This is a genomic window from Methanobacterium sp. BRmetb2 (assembly GCA_003491285.1).
Classification (GTDB): Archaea; Methanobacteriota; Methanobacteria; order Methanobacteriales; family Methanobacteriaceae; genus UBA117.
In genome coordinates this window covers 1,465,147-1,480,763 of the sequence record CP022705.1, presented here as the reverse complement: position 1 = coordinate 1,480,763, position 15,617 = coordinate 1,465,147, and the positions used below count along the sequence as shown (strand labels likewise).

Here is a 15,617-nt window from a genome sequence, read left to right as displayed (position 1 = left end):
GGCTATATCTTGGATAAAATATTAATTCAACCAGATCTTTGTGATGGTTGTCTGGATTGCGAAGAAGCCTGCGAAAAACTTCATGGAGCATCAAGGATTACCGTAAGAGAGATTGATGGATCTTACTACCCTATTATTTGCCAACAGTGTGAAGACGCTCCTTGTAAGATGATATGCCCCACTGATGCTATTGAAGATAAGAGTGTAGAAACTGAAAAATGTATTGGCTGCAGTCTCTGTATGCTGGTATGTCCCTTTGGAGCAGTAGTTATGCATGATAGAAAGGCACAGAAATGTGATCAATGCCCTGACATGGATGTTCCTGCATGTATCAAGGCCTGTTCTAAAAGAGCAATTTCAATAGTTGACACTGAAAAGATGAAGTTAGAAAAACAGATGGAACATATTAAAAAAGTCTCTGAACTGGGTAAAAAAACTAAAAAAGAAGGTTCAGATATTTTAGATCTTTTAACTGCTAAAACTAGGGCAAAAGATGCCCTTAAACAGGGAGGCAAAGAATGAAAGAATTAATTTCACAACCAGAACTTTGCGATTCCTGTATGAAATGTGAGCGAGAATGTCCTCAAAACGCCATCAGAGTGATAGATGGAGTACCTATCACATGTTTACACTGTTCCCCTGAACGAGCACCCTGCTTAACAGTATGCCCCGAAAACGCTATAGAGGAAATTGATGGTGCCATAATAATTGACGAAGATAAATGCATAGGTTGTGGTCTTTGTAGAGACTCCTGTCCAATTGGCGCAATCCACATGGATGAAAATGGTATTGCCAAAAAATGCAACCTCTGTATAGACCTTAAAGAACCAGTTTGTGTACTTACATGCCCTAAAAATGCTCTTAAAACTGATTCTCAGGACGCTGCGTTTGAAAAACGTGAGAAAGTTGTTAAAGAATTGGAAAAAGTCAAAGCAATCATGAAGTACTAATTAAACTATTTCTTTTTTTAATCCAAGACAACTGTTGATTCAAATGATTAGCATAAAAATGATAGAAGATACTATCTGTAATTTATTCAAAGAAGCCGTCATAAAACTGCCTGAAGATGTTGTTACTGCTCTTGAAGAAGCTTATAACAATGAATGTGATGATATTGCCAAGTTAAATCTCAAGGCTATTCTGGATAATATCAAAGCAGCAGAAAAAATGCAAATACCCATGTGCCAAGATACCGGTCTTCCCATTGTTTTTGTAAAAATGGGAAATGTTCAAGTGGAAAATTTATATGAAGGAATTAGAAGAGGAGTTAAAAAAGCCACCAAAGAAGTTCCTCTAAGGCCCAACGTAGTCAATCCACTAACTCGTAAAAATACAGGTAACAACACCGGTAATAAAATTCCTCAAGTTGATATAGAACTTATTGAAGAAGAAGAAATAGAATTCACTGTTTTTCCTAAAGGTTTTGGTTCCGAAAACAATAATGCTCTGAAAATGGCCCTGCCGGGTGAGGGTGTTGAAGGTATTAAAAAATTTGTGGTGGAAACTGTTGTTGCTGCTGGTGGAAAACCATGCCCCCCTACTATTGTAGGAGTTGGAATTGGTGGTTCCTCAGATATGGCATTAAAGCTTGCAAAAAAAGCTTTACTGGACAAAGTTGGGCAGCGTCATCCTGATAAAAAAATTGCAGATTTGGAAACCAGTATACTTGATGAAATCAATGGTTCTGGTATTGGACCTATGGGTCTTGGTGGTAATACCACGGCATTGGATGTTAAAATTTTATTAGCTGATACACATACTGCAGGATTACCTATTGGTGTTTGTATTCAGTGCTGGGCTGGAAGACATGTCAGTGCTACTTTAAAACCTTAATTTTTATTTTTAGTTTAATTATATTGTAAATCATTATTATACAATTTTAAATTTCACGTAAATCAATTCACAAACTTTTAAAAGTAGTATTTATTTATATTAACTAAATAGAACGACAATCATTAAAATTTAAAAAAAATAAAAAAAGAAAGAATAATCATTTTTTAATTTAAGGTTTTTCACAGGTCATCATAAATATGGTTCGATCCCCTATACTAACTGCACGGTCGGCAATTCTTTTGAGATACCTGGAAACAAAAAGCAGATAAACCATGTAGGGTATAGATTCGTTGTCTTTAGCCATGGTTTTAGTGATATGATCCATTGCTTCATCAAAAAGGTCATCCACTTTATCATCATCATATCTCAGGCCCCTTGCCATATCCATGTTTTGATCAAGGAATGCGTAAATACTTTTACTTAACATCATCTGGACTATATCTGCCATATGTCCAACTACTCTCAAAGCATCTTTTGGAAGTTCTTCATCTTTTAGTAACTCTGCAGTTTTTCCAATATCAACTGTCCTCTGATTTATTCTTTTAAGATGACTGGAAACCTTAATACACGCTTCAATAAATCTTAAATCACTTGCAACAGGCTGTTCCGCAGCAATAATACTTATACAATGCCTTTCTAAGTTAAAAGCCAGCAAATTTATTTCTTTACCAGATTTGATAACATCTTTGACCAGTTCTTCATCATAATTTACAAGGGCATCTGCTGCATTTTTTTGGGATTGAATTGTAACTTGCCCCATTTTATCAATTTCTTTCCTAAGATCCTTTAATTTCTTTCGAAATTGTATTCTTGGATATTTTTTCATTTTATCCTCCCCATCGATTTATAATCATCAATCAAATTATCAACATCATTTTCAGATAGATCACGTATTCTATATTTTGCCAGTAACTCTTCCCTGGAGACCTCATTATCTAATACATTTTTATCTAGAATGTAGCTTATTTTTACCGGTAAAGATAGTTTACATTCTTCGTTTAATTCAATTAGATCGTTAAATAAATTTGAATTTAGTTCATGTATTTCAATCTTAGATTCGGGTTTAATTGTTATAGCTTCGGCTGCTTTAACCTCATAAAATTCTTTTAATGAATCAGTATCTATATACCACCCGGCAACTACCATTTCACCATCTATAAACAGTATAGATTCATTATCATCATTTAAAATCCGGATATAGCCCAAAGAGCAAATTTCAGATGCTTTTAATTTGCCTGTCTTTACTAAATTGGGTTCGTTATGTGGAAGCCACATTAACCTATTTCACCTCATTAAAACATTATAAAATACTTTATGATGCATTACGCGCTTTCCAACAATGGTATAAGCAATTCTATCAGCCATACCCATCACATGATGCCCCATGCTTAAAAGATTCCTTCCTACTAACATGAGATACATGTGAGAACTCCCAAAAATGCTTTCATCATATTGCAAGAACATCTGATTATAAAAATCTTGTAAAGATGAATAATTCTTGGTTGAACGCTTCAAAAGATGTAAATCTTTACTAATCAATGCACCCACACCATCTTTTAACATACTTTGCACTGTTTGGGACATTAACTGAATATGTGGAGGTTTATGTATATTTGAATCTTTTTCTTTAGAATCTATGGCATATCTGGATATGTATGCAGCGAGAATGTTGATTCTCTCCAATTCTATTGAGGTCCTTAAAAGTGCTGCTCCCAGTCTTAAATCCTTGGCAACTGGCTGATGTAATCCTAAAATTTTAAGACATTCATGTTCAATTTCGTAACTTTTAATATTGATCTCATTTGTTGATTCAATTATTTTTCTTGCTAAAGTAATTTCACTGTCTACAAAGCTATTTACTGATTCATCGATTCTTTCACTGGTTTCATTGCTGTAATCCAAAATTTTATCACTTAAAGAGGATAATTTATTTTGTAATATTACATTAAACATTTTCCACCTGATTAATTTTCTATCCAAATCTTCCAGTAATATAATCCTCTGTACGTTTATCTTCAGGTTCTATAAATAATCTCTCGGTCAAACCACTTTCCACGATTTCCCCGTGCAAGAAAAATGCAGTATATCTTGAAACACGAGTTGCCTGCTGCATATTGTGAGTTACAATAATTATAGTGTAATCTTTCTTCAGTTTATGAATTAAATCCTCTATTTTTGTGGTTGAAATTGGATCTAAAGCTGAACAAGGTTCATCCATCAATATTACTTCGGGTTCAACTGCAATAGTCCGTGCAATGCACAACCTCTGCTGTTGTCCACCAGACAATCCTAAGGCTGATTTATCCAGCTTATCTTTAACCTCATCCCATAGAGCAGCAGCCCTTAAACTTTCCTCAACTTTCTCATGTAATACTGTTTTATCATTCATCCCATGAACCCGTAAACCATAGGCTACATTATCAAAGATAGATTTAGGGAAAGGATTCGGTTTTTGGAAAACCATTCCCACTCTTTTTCTAAGGTCAACCACATCAACACTAGGATCGTAAATTTCTTCATCATCTAAAAGTACAGTCCCATCATGCCTAAAAGTTGGTATAAGGTCGTTCATCCTATTCAATGATCTTATAAATGTTGATTTACCACAACCAGATGGTCCAATTAGTGCGGTTACCTGATTTTTAGGAATTTTGATGTTTAAGTCTTTTAAAACATGTAATTCATCAAAATAAACATTTAAATCTTCAACTTCTATTCGGTAATCCATTTTATCTCCCCAACATCTTCTTAGTGTATCTTTCAATCAATGTATTGGTAACAACTGTTATCACCAGTATTAAAATGACCAGTACCGCTGCTGTGCCGTATGCATTATCTAGTGAAATACCCTCGGTGGCCAGAATATATAAGTGCAAAGGAAGTGGCCTAGCTGGATCAAAAAGTGAAATTGGAATAGCAAGTGCAGCACCCACGGTATAAAGTATAGCTGCTGCTTCAGCAACTGCTCGGGCCACACCCAATATTACTCCAGTAGTTATTCCTGGAAGTGCAGCAGGTATCACAACTTTATAAACAGTTTGCCATTTAGTTGCACCTAAAGCCAGACTTCCCTCACTGTAAGATCTGTTAACAGATTCTATCGATACTTCTGAAGCTGCTAAAATAGTTGGAAGCGCCATTAGGGCTAAAGTCAAACCACCAGATAGGACACTCCATCCTAAGCCAAGGTACACCACAAAAAATGCCAATCCAAACAAACCGAATACTATAGATGGAATAGAGGCCAGCGTTTCTGTTCCAAACCTTATCAATCTCACCAATGTATTTTCACCAGCATATTCACTTAAATATACAGCTGCACCCACACCTAATGGCGTGGCAACTGCTATAGCAACCAGTGTAACGTAGGCACTGGATATTATCATCGGCATTATCCCGCCGGATTTACCAGAATCTATAGGTTCTGCAAACAAAAATTCCAGATTGATAACTGGCAATCCTTTAATTATTACGTAACCTATTATGACCAGTAAAATCAGTATAGTTATAATTCCTGAAGCCCAAAAAACCATTTTCATTATTCTTTGAGCATTTTTAGGAGATAGTAAACTAAAATTCAATATTAAACCTCCTAAAATCAGCTTTTATTAAGGGGGTAATTGATTTCATAAATATCCTCCCCCAATTGTAACCTTCTTTTTATAATGGACATAATTGGCCAATATAAGAAGAACAATTATCATGAAGAATAGTACAATACCTGTGGCAAAAAGGGCATTGTAATGAATACCCGTTGCATAACCCATTTCAATTGCTATATTCGATGTCAACGCCCTTACTGGATCAAATATGGAGTTAGGTATTTGCACCACATTACCTGCAACCATAATTATGGCCAGAGTTTCTCCAACGGCTCTTCCCATACCTAAAATAATAGATGTTATCACCCCAGGTATAGCTGCGGGGAATATAACATTTTTTATAGTCTGCCAGTGCGTTGCACCCAGTGCGAGTGATGCTTCTTTATATTCCAAAGGAACAGATCGCAGTGCATCTTCGGATACACTTATTATGATTGGAAGAATCATCACCGTTAATATTATTGATGCTGTAAACATACTAAAACCAGTACCACCAAATTGTTCCCTCATGAATGGGACTAAAATTATTAGTCCGAAAAATCCGTATACTACTGATGGTATACCGGCTAAAGTTTGAATGGTTGGTTTTAATAATTTTCTCATACTATTAGGGGCAACTTCAGCTAAAAATATGGCGCAGAAGATTCCCAATGGTATGGCCATTAATAAAGATAGTGCTGTTATTCCCAATGACCCTATGATCATGGGAAATACTCCAAATTGATTATCGGAAGGACTCCAATCCATTCCAAATACAAAATTGAAAAATCCATAATCTTGGATTGCCGGGAATCCTTCTAAAAATATGAATACTATTATTAATCCTATTATGATTATTGAAGATACTGCGGTTAAAAATAGTCCCTTTTCTATTAAGAATTCATCAGTTCTCTTTGACATTGAGTGTACCTCGTCAATTATCTATTTTTAAAGTTACATTATTGAATAAGTTTTAGAAAAATTTATTTTCAGGTCTAAATTATTTCTCAATATAAATTGATCAATGAATGGGATCTAATTTGAATTTTCATTTAACTGGTTTTAGCAGGTACTACCTTTTCTTCCTCGATGATGGCCTGTCCTTCAGGCCCTAAAACCCAATCCATAAATGCTTTAACACTTTCAGTAGGTTCACCCTTTATTAAGAACAGGAACGGCCTTTGTAATTTATATGATCCATCGGATATTGTGGCTGTAGATGGGGCAACTCCATCAACTTTTAAAGCTTTCACATCATCACTCATGTGTGATAGGGAAACAAATCCAATTGCATAAGGATCCTGTTTTACTGTTTGTTTAACTGATTCTGTAGAAATTTGGATGATAGCATCATTTCTGATTTTTGTATCTCCCATTACTAACTCTTCAAAAGCTGATCTGGTACCAGACCCTTCTTCTCTGGAAATCACATTGATTTCAGCGTCGGGTCCTCCTACTTCTTTCCAATTGGTGATTTTACCACTGAAAATATCTTTTAGTTGTTCTATGCTCAGATCCTCTAAAGGATTGTCCAGATTGACTGCGATAACGATACCTTCCTTTCCAATTAAATATTCGTTTAAATTTTCCTTTTCATCCGGTTCTAAGTTTCTAGAACTCATCCCAATATCTACTATTGCTTGTGATGCGCTTCTAATACCTAAGCTTGAACCTCCACCCTGAACATTTATTTTTACATCCGGATTAATTTCCATATACTTATGGGCCAATTTCTCTGCTACCGGTTGAACGGACGTGGAACCTGCTATTTCGATTCTTTCATATTGATTTTGGGATGTGACAAATATGTAGGCACCGATTATTAATATGAAGATTACTAAGCCCATTATATATTTCCAGTTCATCATTAACCACCATGAAATACTTTTATCTACCAGTATTTAAATCATGTAGTGATAATGCAAACTGAAGTAATCTAATAATTATAAATTTTTAATAAAATTATACGGAATTAGTTTTAATAATATAAATTTTGATTTATTATTCAATTTGAATATATGTCCTGAATATATGTCCTTAAAAAAATAATAGTGGTATTAAACCACTTTATTTTAGGTATTAGGTACAATTCCTTCATCTGCTACAACTTTTTGTCCTTCAGGACCAAGCACCCAATCAATGAATGCTTTTACTATGCCGGTTGGCTCTCCTTTAGTGACAAACAAGAATGGTCTAGAAATTTTGTAAGATCCATCTTTTACTGTTTCTTGTGAAGGTGCTACACCATCAACTTTTAATGCTTTTACATCATCGCTCATGTGAGCTAAGGATATGTAACCAATAGCATTTGGGTCTTGTGCAACTGTCTGTTTTACTGCTTCGGTTGAACTTTGGACAATAGCATCGCTTTTAACTTTGGTTTCTTTGCCCATTACTAATTCTTCGAATGCGTCTCTAGTACCTGAACCTTCTTCTCTGACTATTACATTTATAGTTGCATCAGGTCCACCTACGTCTTTCCAGTTGGTGATTTTACCACTGAATATGTCTTTTATCTGATCAGAGGTCAAATCTTCCACAGTGTTATCTTTGTTAATTGCAACAACAACACCGTCTTTTCCAATTTGGAAAGTTTTTAAATCTTGATTTTTCTCATCATCTTTTAATTCTCTGGAAGATGTTCCAATATCTGCGGTACCATCAGCAGCACTTTTAACACCTACACTTGAACCTCCACCTTGAACATTTATCTTTACATTAGTGTTGGATTTAGTGTAAACTTCTGCAAGCTTTTCAGCTACAGGTTGTACTGAAGTAGAACCAGCTATTTGGATAGTTCCTCCACTTTGTTGGCCGCCACCACCAAGGGCAAGAGCTGCACCAATTATTATCACTATTACTACTATTATTCCTATTATCCATTTGGTGTCCATTAAATCACCTCAAACTTAACCTTGTCATTGCAGTATTTAAATGTTACTATTTGTGCAATTAATATCACATTTAGTGAATTATCAAACGAGGGTATTAAATCCAAAAGCTAATTAAATCACATTTTGTGTCCAATACTGTACTAAAAGCGTTAAACTTAAATATATCATTTCATTATATTAGCTTCCATTATGATAACTGAAGAAGTCCTAAAAGATATTTTCAAACCGAAAAATCCTAAGTGGAAAACCGCAATAACAAAAGTAGAACCAAACAGATTAATAACTAGAGGCTATCCACAGGAAGATTTGATTGAAAACCTTTCTTTTTCCGAAATGGTTTATTTACTAATAAAAGGCGAAATACCATCAAAAAAGGAGGCTAAAATGTTCGAAGCTGTGCTGGTCTCATTTTGTGACCACGGCGTTACACCCCCCAGTACACAAGCCGCCAGACTAATTGCCTCTTCAGGATCTCCAATTCAGGCCTGCCTGGCCGGGGGTATGCTGGCTTTTGGAGAAAATCATGCCGGAGCCATAGAAAAATCAATGCAACTTCTACAGGAAAATCTTGAAAATTCAGTCCATAACAATATGGAGGATGTTGCTCAAGAAGTGGTTTACAACAAACTTGAAAATAACAAGAAAATACCAGGTTTTGGTCACAGATACCACGATGCAGACCCCCGAGCTTTAACTTTGATGGATATATCTCGGAAATATAATTGTCTTGGCAAACACGCTGAACTTGCATTATGTATTGAAAACCTGCTTTTAGAAACCAAAGGAATCAAAATGAACATAGATGGAGCTAACGCAGCCATATTATCTGATTTAGGCTTTAATTGGAATTTAGGGTGCGGGATATTTATGATCGGAAGATTACCTGGTATCTTAGCCCACATAAATGAAGAAAAAAGTAGAGAGCCTGCTTTTAGAAAAATTTTTGATCTGGATGAAATATACTTTGATGGCGAAGAGAATTATTCTTACTAAACCACCTATCACTAGGTATCATAAAAATTATCTCAGCGAAAAATCTTTAAATTACTCTCTTTTCTTCAAAAATAGATTTATTTGTTTTAATATTCATTTTAATTTTTAAATAAAGAATATCTATCAATTTAATATCAATGATTAAAAAGGTAAAAATTTAAGATATTATTAATAGACATATAGTCAATATATCTGAAAAGCTATAAAAAAAGAATAGCCAATTATATCTTTTAAGTATCACATTTTAAAAAGCATTAGGAAAGTTTCCATGAATAAAAAATTAATTCCAATTATTTTAATAATAATTTCAATAATCACCATGATAATGGCCAGTAGTTCTGTTGGAAAAATCAATGAATTCAATAACGGAGAATTAAACTTCAATTATCCTGAAAAAATGGAAATTATTGGTAAGGGAACTGTAAATACTGTGGCCACATTCTATGATCCTGAACTAGAACTTAATATAAGCATTAATAAACAAGCTTTACCTTCCAATTATACATTTAGAGACCATTTAATTAGATTGGAAAGAAATTATACTGAAAATTTTTCTTTAATCTCAAATAATACTGTTGAAATATCTGGAAAAGAAGGATACGAAGTAATATATAAAATAAAAGAAGGTAGTCTTCATTCAAAACTTACAGAATTTTGGGTGGTTGATAATGGATTTTTATATAGTATTTCAGTTAATTACCCTCTTAACTCGACAGAAAATTCTTCAAATATAAAATTTTTAGATATTGGCGAATATTTAAAGGATCAAAAAAGAAATAAATACGTGGAAACTATTACTAATAGTTTTAACATTCAAAATCCTGAAAGATTAGATAATAACTCACAAAACAGGTTAAACTGGGCTCAAGTTCGTATTCCGTCACAAAATTACAAATGGAGTATTAGATCAGATACAGTTAATGCACTTGGAGCTGTTTATCACTATCCTGAAAGTGTTTATCCGGGTAATAATGGTACCTGTGGATTGTTGGGGCATCGGTCATTATTTTCCGCGCCTTTCAGTAAAATTAATATGCTTGTGCCTGGTGACTTAGTTATAATTGATGATTTTTTAACATTAAATAGCTACACTTACCAAGTTGTTTCCAACGGCCACATAAAATGGGATTACGAATATAACCCCATAAAATTCACACAAACAGGATCTTCAAGATTATTTTTAGTAACCTGTTATCCTCCAGGAAGAACCGATGCTGCATGGATTGTCGAGTGCAAATTAATATCGGTAAAACCTCTAATATCAGAATTAATATTAGAATAAATTGGAAAATTGATACATATTGTAACGAACTTTTTATGTAATTAGATTCATAATAATAATTAGTGAATTTAAAAGGAGATTTTCCAGATGAAAGACGAAGCTTATGAACGGGCCAAAAAAAAGGCGCATGATATTAGAGAGTTTTATAACCATCTAATAATTTATATTATTGTTAATGCCATGCTCCTAATAATAAACTTGTTAACCAGTCCCGGTGCCTGGTGGTTTTATTGGGTTACTATATTTTGGGGAATAGGTATTGTTTGGCATGCCTTCTCAGTATTTGGTGAGAAGGGAGTTTTCAATAAAGAATGGGAAGATAAAAAGATAAAAGAGATTATGGAAAATGAGAAAAAGAAATAATTTTTAGTAATTTACTCTTTTAATCCATCACTCAAATCTCTTTTTTAATTTTTTAATTAATTCTTTTTTATACTACCTGATTGAAAAATCAGAAGTTTAAAGTCTAAATTATAAGTTTAAATTATTTATTACACTAATTTTATTCAAAATAAAACAATTATTAACTGTTTACCTGATATAGGAATTAAAAAAAGATTTTTATAAATTAAATTTCTTTTTCCGTCTTCTGAAACGTTCCGGTGTAGTACTACGAGGTACATTGTAATAAAATTCCTCTGCAGTGTCGATAATTTCAATGGATATATCTGCAATTCTTTCAAAAGCTTTAACTACCCGTGACAATGAAATATAGTATGTAGACCTGTCTTTATCCTCAAAAGGAACTTCGGCCATTTGAGTTGCAATGCAGTTCAATGATTTCTTCTGTAATTTATGTATTTTATCTTCAGATTCCATGATAGAATCCTTCAGTTCCAGATTTTCATTAAGAAATGCGTCTATGGAACATTTAACCATGTTCTTGGATCGTTTAAACATCTCCCCTAAAAGAACCATCATTTCTTCATCTATTTCATATGCTTCTTTCAATGTAAAATTAGCGATGTGCCCGGAATAATCTGCTATACGTTCCAGATCGTAAGCTATCTCTCCAAAAATAGTGGTTTTACTAAATTCATAGTAAGGGTTCATGGATATTGCAGTATCCACGGAAGATCTTACCTTTTCATGCATTTTATTTGTTGTGTAATCCATTTTCAGAGCTTCATTGGCCATTTCCTTATCATGTTTACTAAGGGCCTCAAATGAAAGATCTAGTTCACGGCACACATGAGCAGCCATATCCTTTAATACGTCTTTTATAATGAAAGTTCCAGCATGTTCTCTTGAAGTTTTTTCTTCTTCAAACATGTCTGAAAATTCATCAAACTTTTTTAAATCCAAAATATAAGCTCTTCTTACTACATTTTCTTTAATAAGAGGTTGAAGAAGCTTTGTAACATACCTTCTAGTTATTCCCAGTTTTTCTGCAATTTCATCCTGGGTCGAAGGATTATCATAAAGAATAACATCCAGTATTGCCTTTAACGTTGTGTTTCTAGCTTTTTTGTTCATGATTTTCACTGTCATTACTACTTTGATCGTCTTCACGGATAAGGGTAACCGATTCCATGAAAATTTTAACAATCACATAGAGTAGTGCTGATATAACTATCACCGAGATTATAGCACCAAATTCATAGAATAATTTATCATAAATATGCACTAAAGGCGAATCTACATCGATAAAACCGTTTAAGAGTTTAATTATGCCCAAAAATATTAATATGAATCCATATTCTCTTTTGATATTCTCTGGGACTATAATAGGATATAATCCCATTATTATAAGTCCTAAACCAATGGATCTAAATAGATTCCATCCAGTTGCACCTTGTAAAAAATGTATAATTTTTTGCGGCTCCCAATAAATAGGAGACAAAAGATAAAGTAATTCAATTATTAGAATAATAACCAATGGGACAATAAACACTATACGAGTTTCTATTTTTTGGGTTTTTATATTTCCCAAAGGTTCTCGTATAAAATGTGCCATTATCTGGTAAAGCATGGCCCCCATGACAGCACCTATTACTGTACCTGCAATTCCAATCTGAGATGTAGTAAATGCTACAATTCCAGATATTACTCCAGCCATTACTATATCTAATGTTTTTGACATTCTATCACTTAAGAAAATTAATACAATTGATCTTTTATTTACACTTTCTTCTAATTTATAATTTAAACAAAAAATATTTTGATTATAGGTAAAACAAAATGTTAGAGCAATAAATTATTTAAAATTTTCCCATTTATTACTTTGATATCTAAATTCAATATTTTAGAAAAAGCCTCAGGGGGGATTCGAACCCCCGACCTATGCCTTACCAAGGCATCGCTCTACCGCCTGAGCCACTGAGGCTATAGTCTTCTTATAGTATTAATATTATAGTATTTAAAACTAATGATAGTATATTATTGATAATAATTAGTGCTAATAATAGTGCAGGGGATGGGATTCGAACCCACGTAGGCCTACGCCAGAGGATCTTAAGTCCACCCCCTTTGGCCAGCTCGGGCACCCCTGCAAATGACAAACTTGTTAGAAATTGGTAGAGGTTATATATTAAGTTAACGGTTATCTTTACAAAAAAGTTTCATTAATAATATTATCTTAATCAATTAAATATTTATTTTATCTATTAAACTTATTTTATCTAAAAATCTAAATGAATATTATCACAAAAAATGACTAAAATCCATTTACACCAAGTTATAATGATTAAAATTTAAAAGAATTTCGGGAAAATAAAGACAATAATCCGCTTATTGGTGGTTAAATGAAGATTGATTTAGAAAAATGTGGAATCTGTGGCGCTTGTGTTGGTGTTTGTCCCAATAATGTTTTTGAACTTCTAGAGAACTGTATAAAAATTAAAGGAACATGTGAAAAATGTAATAATTGTATTGTTGTCTGCCCTTTAGGAGCTTTGAGTGATTAAAAGGAGATTAATATGAAATATGACGTTATTGTTGTTGGGGGTCGTGTTGCAGGTTCAGTTTCATCTCTATTTGCTTCTAAAAATGATATTAATGTATTAATGATTGAAAAAAGGCAAGAAATTGGAACTCCAGTTCAATGTGCTGGAGCTACAAGCTACAAAACATTCGAAACTTTGGAGATGAAACCATCCAAAAAATATGTTAGAAGCGAAGTTTACGGTGCAGACCTATACTCACCAGACGGTAGTTCTGCAACATTAAGAGGACCTGTTGCTGAAGGATTGATATTAGAGAGAAAAATATTTGATAAAGAATTAGCAATTAAATCTGCAAAAGCCGGCACCGACATCATGTTAAAAACTAATGTGAAAGATTTACTTATTAAGGACAAAAAGGTTAAAGGAGTTATTGCCAAACATCTTGGAAAAACAATGGAAATAACTGCAGATTTAGTTATTGCGGCTGATGGTTTGGAATCACAAATTGCAAAAAAATCTGGACTTAATACCACAGCTAGACCCTTTGAAATTTGTTCTTGTGCCCAATATGAAATGGTAGGTTTGGATATTAACCCTAACTATTTAAAATTCTATTTTGGCGAAAAAATAGCCCCTGGAGGATATGTATGGATCTTTCCCAAAGGGGATAGGGTTGCTAATGTGGGAATAGGTATTAGGAGTCTAAAACAATCTGCATATTACTATCTCAATAAATTTATAGTTAATTTAAATGCCAAACCAGTTGAACTTAACATTGGAGGAGTGCCTGTATCAGGGCCTATCGAAAAAACTTTCACAGATGGTTTACTTGTTGTTGGAGACGCTGCACGCCAGGTTGATCCAATAACCGGCGGAGGAATTCATATAGCCTCAGCGTGTGGCAAAATTGCTGGCGAAGTAGCTGCAGAAGCAATTCAAAAAGAAGATACATCATCTGATTTCCTGGTAAGATATGAAAAACTATGGAAAGAGAAAGTAGGTAAAAGCCTAAAAAGATCTCTTAAATACCGGAACGCTCTGGACAATATGGATGATGATGATTTAAATAATCTTATTAGTTTTGCACAAGGAAAAGATGTTGGATCCCTTTCTAAACTTTCAATGATCAAGCTGGCAAAGGACTATCCCCAACTGGTAAAAATTCTAAAAGATCTACTCTAAATTCAACTACTGCCAGGTTCTTAAATTATAACTAAATTTAATTCATATTTCCAATTTAATGCAATCCACACCATTATATATAAACAGAATAGGAAATAAAACTAATAAAAATATTAACTAACTTTGGTCACCTTGTCCAGGAAAAAATGAAAAATTATTGCATCAATGATAAAATGTATAATAACAAAGGATGAAGACTATGAGAAAAATTCTGGGAAAATTTACCTATTTAGATTTGATTATAATAATAATCATAATTTCAGCAGTTGTTTTAGCATTTTATAAAACCTCTGATAGTGAGTCTAACATTCAAAAATTTACATTTGACAGTCTAGAAATGGAAAAAGCAAATAATAAGTTTCAAGATTTAAATGGGGCAGGCAAGATAGTTTATTCTAGATTAACTGGTTATAATTCAATTAATGGAAAAAAAGAAACTGTTTACGGGCAAGTATTGTGGTCAAATGATAAAGAAATGCTTCTAAATGTAAATGGTAGTAGAATACTTGCTAGTAATTACCAAAATAGATATGCAGATTTTTATTTTGAATCTATTAGCTTAGAAGTGGTTGGGCTTGAGAATAATACAGTAGATGTAATTTTAGAGCCAATCAATGTAACTTCGGTCAATGACTTAATTTTGAATATTCCTGAGGAATACCAGATATATGCACCTTTATCTATCAATCCTCAAAAAGAAACATTAATCCAGGAATTAACCAATGAATTATATATAAAAGAGAATTATGCACCTATAACTACTTCAGAAAATAATGAGATGCTTAATATTACCTGGGCTAATCCAGACGATTTAAGAATAATTGATCAGGTTTTAGGGGATGTAAATGGTGTTTCTGGTTACATCACCATTAGAATATTTAATGTTAGTAATGATACTATTGAAAACCTGGAAAATAAATATAAAATCAAAAAAATCGTTAAATTACCCATCTAAACTTAATTCAAT

19 protein-coding genes and 2 tRNA genes are annotated in these 15,617 nt (G+C 33.3%); 9 read left to right on the top strand and 12 right to left on the bottom strand.

Annotated elements, in window-relative coordinates; all coding sequences use genetic code 11:
- Positions 1-9 precede the first annotated feature (9 nt).
- From CIT01_07415 to CIT01_07405, 3 genes are read left to right on the top strand one after another with little or no spacing between them, the layout of a single operon-like run.
- Positions 10-522, top strand: a complete 513-nt coding sequence (locus CIT01_07415; GenBank protein AXV38038.1) for a ferredoxin — start codon at positions 10-12, stop codon at positions 520-522.
- Positions 519-950, top strand: a complete 432-nt coding sequence (locus tag CIT01_07410) for a formate hydrogenlyase (GenBank protein ID AXV38037.1) — start codon at positions 519-521, stop codon at positions 948-950. The genes CIT01_07415 and CIT01_07410 overlap by 4 nt, the downstream gene beginning before the upstream one ends.
- A 43-nt stretch (positions 951-993) precedes the next feature.
- Complete coding sequence (locus CIT01_07405; protein ID AXV38036.1) at positions 994-1,833, top strand: fumarate hydratase; 840 nt, start codon at positions 994-996, stop codon at positions 1,831-1,833.
- A 169-nt stretch (positions 1,834-2,002) separates the two neighbouring features.
- On the opposite strand, the gene phoU is transcribed toward CIT01_07405, so the two are convergent.
- From phoU to CIT01_07365, 8 genes are all read right to left on the bottom strand, one after another.
- A complete protein-coding gene (gene phoU / locus CIT01_07400) occupies positions 2,003-2,659 on the bottom strand; it encodes a phosphate transport system regulatory protein PhoU (protein ID AXV38035.1) in 657 nt (218 codons plus the stop codon).
- A complete protein-coding gene (locus CIT01_07395; GenBank protein AXV38034.1) occupies positions 2,656-3,108 on the bottom strand; it encodes a hypothetical protein in 453 nt (150 codons plus the stop codon). Before CIT01_07395 ends, phoU begins: the two co-directional genes overlap by 4 nt.
- A 9-nt stretch (positions 3,109-3,117) precedes the next feature.
- Positions 3,118-3,786: a hypothetical protein gene (locus CIT01_07390; protein AXV38033.1), complete on the bottom strand. Its 669-nt coding sequence runs from the start codon at positions 3,784-3,786 to the stop codon at positions 3,118-3,120.
- A gap of 19 nt (positions 3,787-3,805) precedes the next feature.
- Positions 3,806-4,561, bottom strand: a complete 756-nt coding sequence (locus tag CIT01_07385; protein AXV38032.1) for a phosphate ABC transporter ATP-binding protein — start codon at positions 4,559-4,561, stop codon at positions 3,806-3,808.
- A gap of 1 nt (position 4,562) precedes the next feature.
- Positions 4,563-5,372, bottom strand: a complete 810-nt coding sequence (gene pstA / locus CIT01_07380; GenBank protein ID AXV38758.1) for a phosphate ABC transporter, permease protein PstA — start codon at positions 5,370-5,372, stop codon at positions 4,563-4,565.
- A gap of 87 nt (positions 5,373-5,459) precedes the next feature.
- On the bottom strand, positions 5,460-6,335 hold the full coding sequence (locus CIT01_07375) for a phosphate ABC transporter permease subunit PstC (GenBank protein AXV38031.1): 876 nt from the start codon (positions 6,333-6,335) through the stop codon (positions 5,460-5,462).
- Positions 6,336-6,466: 131 nt separating this feature from the next.
- Positions 6,467-7,279, bottom strand: a complete 813-nt coding sequence (locus tag CIT01_07370) for a phosphate-binding protein (protein AXV38030.1) — start codon at positions 7,277-7,279, stop codon at positions 6,467-6,469.
- A gap of 207 nt (positions 7,280-7,486) precedes the next feature.
- Positions 7,487-8,308 carry a phosphate-binding protein gene (locus CIT01_07365; protein AXV38029.1) on the bottom strand — a complete coding sequence of 274 codons (822 nt, stop codon included), beginning with the start codon at positions 8,306-8,308 and terminating at the stop codon, positions 7,487-7,489.
- 186 nt (positions 8,309-8,494) lie between these two features.
- Here CIT01_07365 and CIT01_07360 point away from each other — a divergent pair, with 186 nt between their 5' ends.
- The 3 genes from CIT01_07360 (at position 8,495) to CIT01_07350 (ending at position 10,946) form a co-directional block, all read left to right on the top strand.
- On the top strand, positions 8,495-9,301 hold the full coding sequence (locus CIT01_07360; GenBank protein AXV38028.1) for a citryl-CoA lyase: 807 nt from the start codon (positions 8,495-8,497) through the stop codon (positions 9,299-9,301).
- Positions 9,302-9,569: 268 nt separating this feature from the next.
- A complete protein-coding gene (locus tag CIT01_07355; protein ID AXV38027.1) occupies positions 9,570-10,583 on the top strand; it encodes a hypothetical protein in 1,014 nt (337 codons plus the stop codon).
- An 87-nt stretch (positions 10,584-10,670) separates the two neighbouring features.
- Entirely contained in the window at positions 10,671-10,946 is a 276-nt protein-coding gene (locus CIT01_07350; GenBank protein AXV38026.1) for a histidine kinase, read from the top strand.
- A 198-nt stretch (positions 10,947-11,144) separates the two neighbouring features.
- Here the strand turns inward: CIT01_07350 and CIT01_07345 are convergent, their stop codons facing one another.
- The 4 genes from CIT01_07345 to CIT01_07330 all read right to left on the bottom strand — a co-directional run bounded on the left by CIT01_07345 (position 11,145) and on the right by CIT01_07330 (position 13,075).
- Positions 11,145-12,059: a PhoU family transcriptional regulator gene (locus tag CIT01_07345; protein ID AXV38025.1), complete on the bottom strand. Its 915-nt coding sequence runs from the start codon at positions 12,057-12,059 to the stop codon at positions 11,145-11,147.
- On the bottom strand, positions 12,043-12,666 hold the full coding sequence (locus tag CIT01_07340) for a hypothetical protein (GenBank protein AXV38024.1): 624 nt from the start codon (positions 12,664-12,666) through the stop codon (positions 12,043-12,045). The genes CIT01_07345 and CIT01_07340 overlap by 17 nt, the downstream gene beginning before the upstream one ends.
- Positions 12,667-12,836: 170 nt before the next feature.
- A tRNA-Thr gene (locus CIT01_07335) sits at positions 12,837-12,909 on the bottom strand.
- An 82-nt stretch (positions 12,910-12,991) separates the two neighbouring features.
- Positions 12,992-13,075: transfer RNA gene (locus tag CIT01_07330), tRNA-Leu, on the bottom strand.
- A 252-nt stretch (positions 13,076-13,327) separates the two neighbouring features.
- Between CIT01_07330 and CIT01_07325 the strand changes: the two genes are divergently transcribed.
- The 3 genes from CIT01_07325 (at position 13,328) to CIT01_07315 (ending at position 15,605) form a co-directional block, all read left to right on the top strand.
- Entirely contained in the window at positions 13,328-13,489 is a 162-nt protein-coding gene (locus CIT01_07325) for a 4Fe-4S ferredoxin (GenBank protein ID AXV38023.1), read from the top strand.
- Positions 13,490-13,501: 12 nt separating this feature from the next.
- Positions 13,502-14,650 (top strand): digeranylgeranylglycerophospholipid reductase, encoded by a 1,149-nt coding sequence (locus CIT01_07320; GenBank protein ID AXV38022.1) that lies wholly within the window; start codon positions 13,502-13,504, stop codon positions 14,648-14,650.
- A 199-nt stretch (positions 14,651-14,849) separates the two neighbouring features.
- Positions 14,850-15,605 (top strand): hypothetical protein, encoded by a 756-nt coding sequence (locus tag CIT01_07315; GenBank protein ID AXV38021.1) that lies wholly within the window; start codon positions 14,850-14,852, stop codon positions 15,603-15,605.
- Positions 15,606-15,617 lie beyond the last annotated feature (12 nt).